This window comes from Streptomyces sp. NPDC045968 (assembly GCF_056430475.1).
In genome coordinates, this window is the sequence record NZ_JBWKLF010000002.1 from 813520 (window position 1) to 826310 (window position 12791).

Here is a 12791-nt window from a genome sequence, read left to right on the forward strand (position 1 = left end):
GAGCTTGCCCGCATTCAAGGTATTTCACCGGCCCGGCATGACGCGTGCGCGCCTCCTGGTTCGACGCGGCGCGACAGGGTATTCGCTGTCCCATGCCGTCATTGAGAACCAGCCCTCCCGTCCGCACGACCGCCCGCCTGGCGGCCTGGCTCCACCAGCGCGACCGCGCCGTTTTCGAGAGCGTGGCCGGCCGGCACTGGCCGGGTGCGGAGCCACTGCTTCCGCGGCTGAGCCGCAGCGCGAACCACGGGCTGCTGTGGTTCGGGGCCGCGGCAGGCATGGCCGCGCTCGGCGGCAGCCCGCGCGCCCGCCGCGCGGCGCTGCGCGGTGTCGCCTCGCTGGCCGTCGCCTCGGCCGCGATCAACACCGTCGGCAAGAGCGCCGTACGCAGGGAACGGCCGGTACTCGACGCGGTGCCGGTGATACGGAGGCTGAAGCGCCAGCCGTTCACCACGTCCTTCCCGTCCGGGCACGCGGCGTTCGCCACCGGTGTCGCGCTGGAGTCGAAGGGCTGGGGCGCGGTCGTCGCCCCGGTCGCGGCGGCGGTCGTCGCGTCGCGCGTCTACACGGGGGTGCACTATCCGAGCGATGTGCTGGCCGGTGCGGTGCTCGGCGCCGGGGCGGCCTTCGCGCTGCGCGGGGTCGTGCCGACGCGGGGGCAGCTGCCCGCACCGGGGAGACCGCCGGCCGAGGCACCCGCCCTGCCGGCCGGAGAGGGACTCGTGGTGGTCGTCAACCGGGAGTCGGGGTCGGCGGCGGCGACCGCCTCGCTGGTCCGGGACGCGCTGCCCCTCGCCGAGCTGGTGGAGTGCGCGCCCGCCGACCTGTCCGCGGCACTGGACGAGGCGGCCGGGCGCTGCCTGGCGCTGGGCGTCTGCGGAGGCGACGGGACGATCAACCGCGCGGCGACCGTCGCGGCGGTGAACAAGCTGCCGCTGGCGGTGTTCCCCGGGGGAACGCTGAACCACTTCGCGTACGACCTGGGCATCGAGGCCGTGCCGGACACGGTCATGGCGCTCACCTCCGGCAGCGCGGTCAGGGTGGACCTGGGACGCATCCGGCCCGGCCCCGGCGGCGTCGACGGCTGCTTCGTCAACGCGTTCAGCCTCGGCGTCTATCCGGAGCTCGTACGGACCCGGGAGCACTGGGCGCCGCGTATCGGAGGCTGGCCCGCCGGTGTGCTCGCGGCGTTCGAGGCACTGCGCGGCAAGAGTCCGCTGGAGGTCGAATTCCAGGGGCGCAGGCGGAGGTTGTGGCTGGTGTTCGCCGGAAACGGCATGTTCCAGCGGGTGGGCCCGATGCCGGGCCGCCGGCACAACCTGGCGGACGGCCTGCTGGACGTACGGGTGGTGCACGGCGGCCGCACGCCGGGGCTGCGACTCCTGGCGGCGGCGATCGCCGGGCCGCTGACCCGGTCGCCCGCCCACGCGGCGGTGCGCCGGCGCCGCGTCCGCCTCTCCGGCCTCACGCCGGGCACCCCGTACGCGTACGACGGCGAAGTGGCCCATTCCGGTACGGAGTTGCTGATCGACAAGCTGCCGGAGGCGCTCACGGTGTACTGCCCGATGCCCGCGTGACCATATGGCGAGACGTGTATCTCATGATGCGACATGGCCGCGTACCGTGTTCTCACCTGCTGTCGAAGCATTCCGAGAGAGGACGTGCGGTCATGTCGAAGGAGACGGCCGTGTACACCCATGGCCACCACGAGTCGGTACTGCGCTCGCACCGCTGGCGTACCGCGCTCAACTCGGCCTCTTTTCTGATCGGTGAACTCCGGCCGGGCATGGCGGTGCTGGATGTCGGCTGCGGTCCCGGCACCATCACGGCCGACTTCGCCGCCCTGGTCGCTCCGGGGCGGGTGACCGCCGTCGACATCACGGACGAGATCCTCGGGCAGGCCGCCGAGGTCGCCGCCGAACGGGGTCTGGACAACGTCGAGTTCGCGACGGCCGATGTGCACGCCCTGGACTTTCCCGACGACTCCTTCGACGTGGTGCACGCCCACCAGGTTCTCCAGCATGTGGGCGACCCCGTCCGGGCGTTGAGCGAGATGCGCCGGGTGTGCAGGCCGGGCGGCATCGTGGCGGCCCGTGACAGTGACTACGCCGCGATGACGTGGTTCCCGGAGGTCACGGGCCTGGCGGAGTGGCTGGAGCTGTACAGGCGGGTGGCCCGTTCCAACGGCGGCGAGCCCGACGCGGGACGACGGCTGCTCTCCTGGGCCCGGCAGGCCGGCTTCACCGACATCACGCCGACGGCGGCCGCCTGGTGTTTCGGCACTCCGGAGAGCCGTGCCTGGTGGAGCAGCCTGTGGGCGGACCGCACGACGGCTTCGGTGTACGCGAAGCTCGCGGTGGAGGGCGGCCACGCGAACGCGGAACAGCTGACGGAGATCGCCGCCGCCTGGCGCGCCTGGGGCGACCAGGACGATGCCTGGTTCATGGTGCCGCACGGCGAGATCCTCTGCCGCGCCTGAGGAGCCGGTCCGGCAGGAATCGATCACATGCGCCGGGGCGGCCAACTACCCTCGTGGGCATGGAAATCCTCGGAACCACGCTGCGTATCTGCGTCGACGACCTGGCTGCATCGGCGGCCTTCTACGAAGGCCTCACGGGCGCCCGGGCGCTGCGCTTCGAGCGCGGCGGGGTCTCGGTCGCCGCGATCGGCTGCTTTCTCCTGATGAGCGGTCCCGAGTCGGAGCTCGAGGTGCTGCGCAAGGTCTCGGCGACGATCGCGGTCAAGGACGTCGACGAGGCCCACGCGGCTCTGACCCGGGCGGGGGCCCGGATCGTCGCCGGTCCGGTCCCCACCCCCGTCGGACGCAATCTGATCGCGCTGCATCCAGACGGTTCGGTCTTCGAGTACGTGGACCGCAACCAGGCCGCCTGACGGCCCAGTTGGCGGGGAACGAGCGCACCGGCACCTCGTCGGCCAGTTCGCGCGTGGGCCGGCGGCCGTCCAGCAGGACGGTCCCGGCCCACAGCATGCGCAGTACACGCGCGGTGGTCAGTGCTCCGGACGCATCCGGTAGTTGTACGCGTCCGGCAGTGGTTCGTCGGTGACGGCCTTCCAGAGCTCGCCCAGGACCTCCGCGCCTTCTCGCAGGTCGGCGACTTCGAAGCCGGCGTCGAAGAGGGCGCGGACGGCGGACTTGTCGCCCTCGGCGAGCAGGATGCGGGCTTCCAGCAGGCGGAAGCGGCCCCGGCCGCGCATGGCGGGGGTCAGGGCCGACCAGGTGCGGCGGGCCGCCTCCGGGCGGGCGGCGGCCAGTTGGGCCCCGATCGTCTCGCGGGCGAGCGCGTCCGTCGCCGCTGCCCAGGTGTCGTCGCCCCGCTGTGCGCACAGGTCGTCGAACGCTTCGCCGTAGTGGTCCGCGGCCCGGCCGGTCTGGCCGCTGTCCTCGGCCGCGACGGCGAGGCAGCGCAGGAGGGGCCAGCGGGAGGTCGCCCGGGACAGGCCGCGTTCCCAGCTGCGGACGGCCTGCGCGCGGTCGTCGGCGTGCCATTGGGCGACACCGAGGTGGTATTCGGTGAGCGGGTCGGCGGGGGCCGTCTCCAGCATGTCGCGCCAGTGCCGGGAGACCAGCGAAGGGCCCGGCGGGGCCGGGCGGTGCGGCTCGGGGAAGGTGCCGGAGCGCAGCAACTCCAGCCAGGGTTCCTGCTGTTCACCGAGGGTGGACGCGTCGAACGGGGTGCCGGGGAGCGTGTACCCGGCCCGCTGGACTTCGAGGGCTCCCCAGCCGGAGCCGGTGGCGAGCGATGCGCCCGGTTCGGTGTCGGCGCAGGCGCACCAGGCCTCGTGCGCGGCGTCGACGTCGGCGCGTGGCAGAGCCCGTTCCAGCCGCCCCTCGGCCTCCGCCCGGGCGCGGCCCCAGTCGGCGCCGTGCACGGCCGCGGGGTCCGTGGACAGCGGACCGTAGGACTCCAGCCAGCTGAATTCACCGCCTGGTTCGAGGGGGACGTGTGCCAGCTGGGTGCGTGCGAGGCCGGCCTGTATCTCCGCGTAACCACCGGTGCCGGGCTCGGTCAGCCAGCGCTGCCAGCGGCGGCCACCGGGGCGGCTGCCCCAGAGGAAGAGCTTGCGGCCGCGCAGCAGGTCCGTGGACGTCTGGACCAGTCCTGTCCCGTCCTGGTCCAGGGAGGCTATCCAGCGGCGTGCCCCGTCGGGGACCTCGTAGAAGTAGTCGGCGGGGTGGTCGCCGCGCAGGGGGTACGTACGGTCGATGCCGCCGTTCTCCGGGACGGGGACGCGGCTCAGGGTCCGCTCGTAACCGAAGTGCCATGCCTCGTCGGCGGGGGCCAGGACGCGGGTTCCCTCGTGTTCGGGGACGGCGATGTTGGACCACCAGTAGACGGGGGCGGGATGCTCGTGCGGGTTGCGGATGCGTACGCCGACGTGCAGGAAGTCGGAGTCGTCGGGGAGCCACAGGTCCACCTGGAAGGGCAGGTCGCGCAGCCGCTCCCACTCCCAGAGCCGGACCATGGTGCCGCCGTCGGGCGCGGGGACCAGTGCGGCGTGGACCGGGGCGCAGGCGAGCGTGGTGTGGCCGGTGGCGCCGATGTTCCACTCGATGCCTCCGGAGAACCAGGCCCCGTTGAGCGCGAACGCGGCGGGCTGGAACACCGGGTTGCGGTAGAGCAGTTCGCGGCCGGTCGGCTTGTGGTGCAGGGAGTGGATGCGGCCACCGAGCCCGGGAAGGACCGTGACACGCAGCCGGTCGTTCTCGATGACGATGGTGTCCAGGGCGGTGGGGGTGCGTTCGCGCCCGTAGCCGTCCAGGATGCGCGTGGGCAGGACGGTGCGCAGTGGTGCGTGGCCCAGCTGCCGCGCCATGTCGCGCGGCAGGCCCGTCCGCTCGCGGTGGTCGAGTGCGTGCGGTTCGTCGAGCGGCCGCAAGGCGGGCAGCGGGTTCTCCGGGCCCAACGGTGCTGCGGGCAGGGTCAGTACGGCACGTCGTACGGTCGTGGCCAAGACAACCTCGCTCCCTCGCGCGGGCCGCCGCAGGTCCGGGCGCCCCCCGATGACCATGGAACACGCTGGAAGCCGCCCGGACCAGGGGCGCAGCCGTCCGTCTTCGGCAAAGGCCCCGACGACCGGGCCGGAGGCACAGCGCGGTCCACGATATTCCGTAGGCGTCGCACCGTTGTCGTCGTAGCCTGCTCCCCGCAGGACATCAGGGACAGGGAAGGGCGGCACCGAGGATGAGCGCGCAGCACACGTACCGGGTCATCGTGCGGGGGACGTGGGAGGGGCTGACGGATGAGGCCCGCGCCCGGCTGCTGGCGGAGGTCGACCAGCACGGTCTGACGGCGATGCAGTTCAGCGAGGAGGGCTCGCTGACGTACGACGCCGCTCTGAAGCACTTCAGCTTCCGTTACGTGGTGGTGTCGGACGCGGAGGACGGCGACGAGATGGCGGCGGCGATCGCCGAGGACCGCGCGGAGACGGAGCTCAAGGGCCGGGGATGCGGTCATGGCGGGCTGCGCTCGACCGTGACGGACATGGACACGATGAAGATCAACTACAAGGGACGGCGCGGCTCGGGGGCGGCGTGACGCGGGGCCGATGAGTGCGACACCTGCCCTTCGCGCCCCCGCCGTCAGACCGGGGCCGACCGCCGGATGGGCGCGCCGGGCGGGGGGCGCCCATCCCCCGATCCCCCGCGCGATGCCGTCGGTGGCCGGACCGCAGCCGGCAGTCCTGGTCCGCGTGGCGTCATCAAGCCGGTGAACAGGGCCATCTGGACCGCGCCCAGGGTGCGGGCGCTCGACTCGTCGACCTCCTCCTCCGGCGTGCCACGAGTACACCCTCGACCGAGTGCGCCACCGCGACTTCGTCCTCGACGTGCGCGGCGCCCCGGCCGCGGCCCGTGACTGGCTCGCCGTCACCCGCCCCACCCGCTCCTACGGCCTGTACTGGTCCACCCGAGGAACCCGGCATCGCCCCCTCCGGTGATCCGGCGAGCCTCAGCCGAGATCCTTCAGGAACTGCCGCTGGTCGCCCAGGAATCCTTCGGCGAACAGCGAGCGAGGGAAGAGGAGCGCGGTCAGCGTGATCCTGAGGTCCGACCGCTCGATGGACCGCTTGAGGAGTGAATGGGCCGCGTCCGGGTAGCGCTCGACCTTCAGTCCACCGCCTGCGTCCAGCACCTTGCGGTAGACGCGCTCGGTGTCGGCGGTATCCACGTTGATGTCATGGCCTGCGAGAGTCAGCAGCACGGGTACGCCGCACAGGGCGCGCAGGTCCTGCGTGGCGTCGGCGGTGTAGTTCTTGGAGATGAAGCCCCAGCGGTCGGCGGTCATGCCGTCCGTGTCGCCGCGCACGGCCTCGACGTACGCCTCGAAGGCCGCGTGGCGTTGCAGCAGCCGGCGAGTGGTGTCGCTCTTGGCGATCGCGGCTTCGGTACGGGCTGCCGACGCGCCGTCGGCGCGCAGTTCGGCGAGGAGGTTGTAGCGGCCCTGCTGGAGCCAGTTGACCGCGGGTGAGACGGCGATGACGAAGCTCACCGGCGTCCTGGCGGCGACCTTCGGCAGGACCCAGCCCGCCTGGCTGGCGCCCCAGAGCCCTATCCGGTCGCCGTCGATGTCCGGGCGGGCGCGCGCCCAGGCGATCGCGGCGGCCGCCTCGTCGGCCCGGTCGTCCATCGACTGGTCGAGCCAGTCGCCGGGCGCGTCGGCGACGCCGGGCTTGTCCCAGGACAGGGAGGCGTACCCGGCCTTGGCGTTCGCCTCCCACATGGGCTTGTAGCCGTCGTCGTGGGTGGCGTCGACGGGGCCGTCGCCGTGGACGTACACGACCAGACCGTGGCGCTCGCGGCCGTCCTTGGGGGTGGCCAGTACGCCGTTGAGGGTGTGGCCGCCGTGCCGGATCGAGACCCGCTGCTCGTTCATGGCGTACGAGTTCTGCCACAGCACGACTCCGCCGAGACCGGCGGCGACGACCAGGACCGTGACGAGTGACCACACGGCGATGCGGAGCCCGCGGCGTCGGAGCTGGATCTTCGGACTCATGAGATCTGACCGCCTCTGCTCGGGGTGAGGCCGCCGAAACTATCATTCCTGAAACGATCGTAAGGGTAATGATAGATTTATGTTCGGATCGCAGCGCGAAGGGGGCACGGCATGGGGCTTGACGCGACACGTACCGGCAGTGGACCGGTGTCCATACGACGGGGCGTTCCGGCCGGAGCCGAGCGGCCGGCGGCCGAGCTGTACTGGGGTGCCTTCAGCCGCAAACTCGGCCCCGCCCTGAACCCGCCGGACAAGGCGGTGCCCTTCATCGCCGCCCACCTCAACACCGATCGCGCGGTCTGCGCGCTCCTCGACGGGCAGCTCGTCGGCCTCGCCGGCTACCAGCTCGGCGGCCGGGCTCTCACCGGCGGATCGGCCTCCGCCGTGCTGCGCGCCTACGGTCACCTGCGGGGGCTGCACCGGCTAGCGCTCCTCGCCCTCTTCGAACGCCGCCCGGCCCCCGGCCAGCTCGTCATGGACGGAATCGCCGTGGCCCCAGGCATACGCGGCCGCGGCATCGGGAGTCTGCTGATCGAGGAAGTGGCCGCCGTCGCGGCGGAGCAGGACTGCCGGGACATCAGACTGGACGTGATCGACACCAATCCGCGCGCCAGAGCCCTGTACGAGCGGCGCGGCTTCACAGCCGTACGGACCGAGCACACGCCCTGCTTGCGCGGGCTGCTGGGGTTCGGCGCGGTGACCACCATGCACCGCCCTGTCGGGACGAAGGGGCCGAGAGGACCGCGCACACCATGACCGACCCCATCGAGGTCCCCACCCGCATGCTCGTCCACGCGCTGATCCGTGAGGACGGCACGGTCAGCGCGGACGAGCTGTACAGCGTCGCCGCGGCCCTCGGCATGAGCGACCAGCAGGTACGGCTGTGCGTCAAACGCCTCGTGGCCGAGAACCGGTTCACCCACCAAGGCCGCGGCCGCAAAGCAGTGCTGCACGCCACCGAAGCCACCACCCAGGCCCTGGCCCCCAACGCGGACTTCCTGCGGTACGCATTCCGCCAGGACGCCGGGCTCGCCCCTTGGGACGGTGTCTGGCACCTGGCCGCCTTCGCCGTGCCCGAATCGGCACGCACGGCCCGCGACGCCCTGCGCGAGACGCTCGTCCACCTCGGGGGCGCCCCGCTCCAGGGCGGACTCTACGTCTGCGCCAACGCCTGGGAACCGTACGTCGAAGACGCCGCCCACCGCCTGGGCGCCCACGGAGCGCTCACCCTCCTGACCACCACGGACCTGCGCAGGGGCGGCACCCAGGAGCCTGCCGAACTCGCCCGCCACCTGTGGCCCCTCCAGGAGATCGCCGACCGCTACCACCGCCTCAGCCGCATCACGCGGCCCCGCCTCGACCGGCTCACCGACCCCGCGGGGCTCCCCGCGTCCGCACTGCTCACCATCGCGGTCGAGCTGGCGGCCGAACTCACCCACGCCATCGAGCCCGACCCGCTGCTGCCGCCCGAGCTCCTGCCCCGGCCCTGGCCCGGCACCCAGGCCCGGGAGCTCATCGCCCGCTGCTGGGCAGCCCTGCACGAACGCGACCACGGCGAAGCCCGCCCGGCCCTCTTCCGCCTCTACGCCGACATCACCCGAGAAGCGGCGGACCGGGCCACGCGCTGACGGCGCGATCGAGCGCGTACCGCACCTGGCGGCCCTTCGCGGTGCGGCGGCATCCCCGGCGGGCCCGACAGCCCTCGCCGTATCGCCTGAGGGAAACACTGTGTTACCCACCCATGAGCCGACCAAGGGCGCCGACATCAGCCGCGAATGGCCCATCAGGCGTAGCCAGGGCGGGTTCTTGTGGGACCGGCCCGAAGTCCGTCAACCGAGGGACCCTCCTGTGGGTTACACAATGTTTCCCCCAATGTGTTGACGCGTCCGTGTCGGCGTTCGTATGTTGAGCTGCATGCGCGGGCGGCCCGATCCAGGAGCCCGGCAGACCTGTCCCGGGAGCGTCCATGAGCCTGCGCCGTACCCCCGAGCCGAACACGGACACCGCGGCGGACGCCACCGTCACCACGAGCGGCGGGCGCACGCGTGACCCCGCGGACGTCCCCCGCAGGGTGCTGGACGCCACGGCGGAGGTGCTGGCCGAGCTCGGGTATCTGGAGCTCACGATCGACAAGGTCGCTCAACGTGCCGGTGTCAGCCGCAAAACCGTCTACCACCGGTGGTCGAGCAAGTCGGAACTGGTCGGGGAACTGCTCATCCGGGAGGCGATCGTCGACGACGTACCGGACGTCGGGGACACCCGCCGGGAGCTGCGCCACCTGTTCGGCCAGATCCTGCGCGACAGCCGCGCCAGCAAGGGGTCCGTCCTCTCGGCGCTCTGGGCCAACATGGGCGACCCCTCCGTCATGGAGCGCTTCCGGACCGAGGTGCTCGGTCCGCGAAGGCAGTACGCGCGGGCGGCCGTTCAGCGCGGGATCGCCCGCGGTGATCTGCCGGCCGACGTGGACGTCGATCTGCTGCTGGACTCCTGGTCCGGAGTGGTGATGTTCCGCACCGAGGTGCGTGCCGACGCGTTCCTCCTCTCGCAGATGGACGCGCTGGTGGACCTGGCGCTCGACGGCAACGTCCCCCGCATCGCGGCGCCACCGGGTTCCCCGCCCGCCGCCCCCTGCGCCGAGCACGGCCCCGACGACGCGGCGGATCCCGGTGCGCCGGAGGACACCGGCGCCGCCTGACCCCCACGCGGCCCCGCCACCCCTGACGCCCCGCCGACGAACGGGCGGCAGCCCACCGGCCCGCCGCCCGCTCCGGGCTGCCCGAACGGTCCGAACGGCCGGTCCCGCACGGCCTCTCGCCCCTCCGTGGCGCGCGAGCCGAGCCCCGCGCGTCCCACGCGCCCCGCAGCCGAACGACCGCACCACGGCGGCGGCTCCGCACGGCCCCGCCCCCTCTGTCATGCCCTCCGCGGGCCCATGTCCGCAGCGGCTCTTCGTCCTTGAGGTGTGCCTCCATGCCCAAAACGTCCGTACCCGGAACGTCCGTCCCCCCGTCCCCCACCGCCTTCAGGCCGATCGGCCTGCGCCCGGTGCTCGCGTCGATGATCGCCGTGGAGATCGCCAGCGGCTTCACCCAGCAGTACCTGTCGCCACTCCTGGCCGGCCTGGGCGAGCAGGCGGGCATCACCACCGCGCAGCAGAACTGGATCTACGTCATCCAGACCACGAGCATGGCCGTGCTCACGCCGGTCCTCTCCCGGCTGGGCGACAGTTACGGCTACCGGCGTGTCCTGCGGCTGTCCGTGGGGCTCGTCGCCCTCGGCTCCCTGCTGATGGCGCTCCGGCCGACCCTGTCCGTCCTGACCGTGGGCGCCGTCATGCAGGGCGGCGTGGTCGGCTTCATGCCGCTGATGATCGGCATCCTGCGCAACCGGGGTGGTGAGCGGGCGTCCCGCGTGGGCATCGGGGTCCTCGTCGGCGCCCTTCTGCTGGCCGTCGGGTTCGCCGGGATCATCTCGGGCGCGGTCGGTGCCGAGGACGCCCGGCTCGGTCTCTGGGTCGGCGTCGCCGCCGGTGCCCTCGGCGCCGTGGCCTGCGTGTTGATGCCGGACGCGGAGGCCCGCCCGGCCGGCGCCCGCCCCTTCGACCTGGTGGGGTTCCTGCTGCTCGCGGTCGGGCTCTCCGGCGTCGTACTGGCCCTGACACAGGGATCGACGTGGGGCTGGGGGTCCACGCCGACCCTGGTGTGCGGGCTCGTGGGGCTGGCCGCCCTGGCGGTCTGGCCGAAGGCGGAGCTGCGGGTCGCCCATCCGCTGGTCGACGTCCGTATGTTCGGCAACGCCCGGATCGCGGTGCTCAGCGCGGTGACGTTCTTCGTCTCGTTCGCCACGATCGGCTCGATCGCCGCCAACGCCACGTTCCTCGCCGCCTCGTCGGACGAGGCCGGCTACGGCATCGGTCTGGACTCGGCGGCGATCGGCTGGGCGCTGCTGCCGATGACGCTGGCGAGCGTCGCCTCCTCGCTGCTGACTCCGACGATGCTCCGGCGCGCGGGGGAACGGCTCACCATAGGTGCGGCCGGTGTCTTCACCCTGCTGGGGTTCGGCGGCCTCATGGTGTGGCACACGACCCTGCTCGACTATCTGGTCCTGTCCTCGTTCGCCGGTCTCGCCATGGGCATCTTCGAGTCGTCCACCCGTGCCCTGACGGTGGAGGCGGTGGCGGAGGAGGACACCGCGACAGCCGCCGGGATCAACGAACTCGTCCTGTCGTTGGGCGTCGCGGTAGGCGCCGCGGTCCTCGGTGCCACGCTGAGCGCCCACTCCGGTGCCGACGGCCGGGTCGCCGTCGGCGGTTACACCACCGGGTGGGCGGTGTGCGCCGTGGCGGGCCTGGCCGCCGCCCTGGTCACGGTACGGCTGCGCCCCGATCCGGCCCGGGCAGGCACCGCCGCCGCGCCGGCCGGCTGAACCACCGGCCGCCCTCGCGCGGGCCGGGGAACCCGCTCGGCCCGGGAGCCCGCGTCCACACTTCTCACCGGAGCAAGGAGCACCCCTTGAACACCACAGCGCTGCGCACGACCGTGCGCGACTGCGCCGGATCGTGGCGAGAGCCGCTCGTCGCCCTGAGTCACCGGCTCCACGCCGAGCCCGAGACCGCCTTCGAGGAACACCGGTCCGCCGCGGCGCTGGCGGAGCTCGCGGAAGCGGCGGGCTTCTCGGTGCGACGCGGGGTCGCGGATCTGCCGACCGCCTTCTCCGCCGTGAAGGGCACCGGCGATCTGGTCATCGCCTTCTGCGCGGAGTACGACGCGCTGCCGGGGATCGGCCACGCCTGCGGACACAACGTCAACGGCGCCGCCGCCCTGGGAGCGGCGATCGCCCTGGGTGAGGTCGCCGACCGGCTCGGCGTCACCGTCAAGCTCCTGGGCACGCCCGCCGAGGAGGACTCCGGCGGCAAGGCCTACATGATCGAGGCGGGCCTCTTCGACGACGTGGCCGCCGCGATGATGGCGCACGCCAACGCGACGGACACGGTGGCCACCACCTCGCTGGCCATCGGCGCCTGGGACATCACCTACTCGGGCCGCCCCGCCCACGCGGCCGCGGCTCCCTGGGAAGGCGTCAACGCCCTGGACGCGCTCACCGTCGCACAGACCTCGCTCGGCCTGCTGCGCCAGCAGCTCCCGCCCGACAGTGTGGTCCACGGCATCATCACCGACGGCGGTCAGGCCGCCAACGTCATCCCCGCGCGTACGGCCGCCCACTACGAGGTACGCGCCGGGACTCTCGGCCGCATGCGAAGCCTCCAGCACCGGGTGAAAGCCTGCTTCGAAGCGGGGGCGCTGGCGACCGGGGCCGAACTGACGATGACGACGCGCGGGCGGGACTTCGCCGAACTCCGCCAGGACACCGCGATGGCGGAGATCTACGCCGGTGCCGCCGAGGCGCTGGGCCGGACCGTCGGCCGGACTCCGGAACGCGGAGGCTCCACCGACATGGGCAACGTCTCGCACCTGTTGCCCACCATCCACCCGATGATCGGCTACGACACCGGGGGCGCCGTCCAGCACACCCGCGCGTTCGCCGACGCCGGCACGTCCGCACAGGCGGACCGGGCGCTCCTGGACGCGGCGGTGGCACTGGCCTGGACCGGAGTCGAACTCGCGGCCGACCCCGGCCACCGTCGACGGCTGCTGGCGCATCTCCGGGGGCGGGCACCCCGTGACCTGCCCGGGCAGCCCGCCGGCTGACGGGCCCCGGCTCCCTCGCCGGCCGCTGCGGATCTCCACGAGGAGCAGCCCGTACACGAAAGCGGCCGGC

11 protein-coding genes and 1 pseudogene are annotated in these 12791 nt (G+C 72.8%); 10 read left to right on the forward strand and 2 right to left on the reverse strand.

Annotated elements, in window-relative coordinates:
• The first annotated feature begins 92 nt into the window (after positions 1-92).
• From AC07FA_RS09205 to AC07FA_RS09215, 3 genes are all read left to right on the forward strand, one after another.
• Entirely contained in the window at positions 93-1577 is a 1485-nt protein-coding gene (locus AC07FA_RS09205; protein WP_479074181.1) for a phosphatase PAP2 family protein, read from the forward strand.
• 92 nt (positions 1578-1669) lie between these two features.
• Positions 1670-2479: a class I SAM-dependent methyltransferase gene (locus AC07FA_RS09210; RefSeq protein ID WP_479074182.1), complete on the forward strand. Its 810-nt coding sequence runs from the start codon at positions 1670-1672 to the stop codon at positions 2477-2479.
• Between the two features lie 59 nt (positions 2480-2538).
• Positions 2539-2892 (forward strand): VOC family protein, encoded by a 354-nt coding sequence (locus AC07FA_RS09215; protein WP_479074184.1) that lies wholly within the window; start codon positions 2539-2541, stop codon positions 2890-2892.
• Between the two features lie 117 nt (positions 2893-3009).
• Here AC07FA_RS09215 and AC07FA_RS09220 read toward each other — a convergent pair whose 3' ends face one another.
• Positions 3010-4974 carry a DUF5107 domain-containing protein gene (locus AC07FA_RS09220; RefSeq protein WP_479074185.1) on the reverse strand — a complete coding sequence of 655 codons (1965 nt, stop codon included), beginning with the start codon at positions 4972-4974 and terminating at the stop codon, positions 3010-3012.
• A gap of 230 nt (positions 4975-5204) precedes the next feature.
• On the opposite strand from AC07FA_RS09220, the gene AC07FA_RS09225 reads away from it, so the two are divergent.
• Positions 5205-5558, forward strand: coding sequence for a DUF6204 family protein (locus AC07FA_RS09225; protein WP_479074186.1), 354 nt, complete (start codon positions 5205-5207; stop codon positions 5556-5558).
• A 229-nt stretch (positions 5559-5787) separates the two neighbouring features.
• Positions 5788-5958, forward strand: a pseudogene (locus tag AC07FA_RS09230) (hypothetical protein); the annotation flags it as partial.
• An 11-nt stretch (positions 5959-5969) separates the two neighbouring features.
• Here the strand turns inward: AC07FA_RS09230 and AC07FA_RS09235 are convergent.
• The gene (locus AC07FA_RS09235; protein WP_479074188.1) at positions 5970-7013 is read right to left on the reverse strand and encodes an alpha/beta hydrolase family protein; all 1044 of its coding nucleotides are present in this window, start codon (positions 7011-7013) and stop codon (positions 5970-5972) included.
• A gap of 111 nt (positions 7014-7124) precedes the next feature.
• On the opposite strand from AC07FA_RS09235, the gene AC07FA_RS09240 reads away from it, so the two are divergent.
• The 5 genes from AC07FA_RS09240 to AC07FA_RS09260 all read left to right on the forward strand — a co-directional run bounded on the left by AC07FA_RS09240 (position 7125) and on the right by AC07FA_RS09260 (position 12721).
• Positions 7125-7769, forward strand: a complete 645-nt coding sequence (locus tag AC07FA_RS09240) for a GNAT family N-acetyltransferase (protein ID WP_479074189.1) — start codon at positions 7125-7127, stop codon at positions 7767-7769.
• Positions 7766-8641: a PaaX family transcriptional regulator C-terminal domain-containing protein gene (locus AC07FA_RS09245; protein WP_479074190.1), complete on the forward strand. Its 876-nt coding sequence runs from the start codon at positions 7766-7768 to the stop codon at positions 8639-8641. Before AC07FA_RS09240 ends, AC07FA_RS09245 begins: the two co-directional genes overlap by 4 nt.
• 338 nt (positions 8642-8979) lie before the next feature.
• Complete coding sequence (locus AC07FA_RS09250; protein ID WP_479074191.1) at positions 8980-9708, forward strand: TetR/AcrR family transcriptional regulator; 729 nt, start codon at positions 8980-8982, stop codon at positions 9706-9708.
• 275 nt (positions 9709-9983) lie between these two features.
• On the forward strand, positions 9984-11438 hold the full coding sequence (locus AC07FA_RS09255) for an MFS transporter (RefSeq protein ID WP_479074192.1): 1455 nt from the start codon (positions 9984-9986) through the stop codon (positions 11436-11438).
• Between the two features lie 86 nt (positions 11439-11524).
• Positions 11525-12721, forward strand: coding sequence for an amidohydrolase (locus tag AC07FA_RS09260; RefSeq protein ID WP_479074194.1), 1197 nt, complete (start codon positions 11525-11527; stop codon positions 12719-12721).
• Positions 12722-12791 lie beyond the last annotated feature (70 nt).

Bases quoted from the DNA above. Each gene is read 5' to 3' on its own strand.
- AC07FA_RS09205 (WP_479074181.1), top strand. From the start codon at position 93: ATGCCGTCATTGAGAACCAGCCCTCCCGTCCGCACGACCGCCCGCCTG.
- AC07FA_RS09210 (WP_479074182.1), top strand. From the start codon at position 1,670: ATGTCGAAGGAGACGGCCGTGTACACCCATGGCCACCACGAGTCGGTA.
- AC07FA_RS09215 (WP_479074184.1), top strand. From the start codon at position 2,539: ATGGAAATCCTCGGAACCACGCTGCGTATCTGCGTCGACGACCTGGCT.
- AC07FA_RS09225 (WP_479074186.1), top strand. From the start codon at position 5,205: ATGAGCGCGCAGCACACGTACCGGGTCATCGTGCGGGGGACGTGGGAG.
- AC07FA_RS09235 (WP_479074188.1), bottom strand. From the start codon at position 7,013: ATGAGTCCGAAGATCCAGCTCCGACGCCGCGGGCTCCGCATCGCCGTG.
- AC07FA_RS09240 (WP_479074189.1), top strand. From the start codon at position 7,125: ATGGGGCTTGACGCGACACGTACCGGCAGTGGACCGGTGTCCATACGA.
- AC07FA_RS09245 (WP_479074190.1), top strand. From the start codon at position 7,766: ATGACCGACCCCATCGAGGTCCCCACCCGCATGCTCGTCCACGCGCTG.
- AC07FA_RS09250 (WP_479074191.1), top strand. From the start codon at position 8,980: ATGAGCCTGCGCCGTACCCCCGAGCCGAACACGGACACCGCGGCGGAC.
- AC07FA_RS09255 (WP_479074192.1), top strand. From the start codon at position 9,984: ATGCCCAAAACGTCCGTACCCGGAACGTCCGTCCCCCCGTCCCCCACC.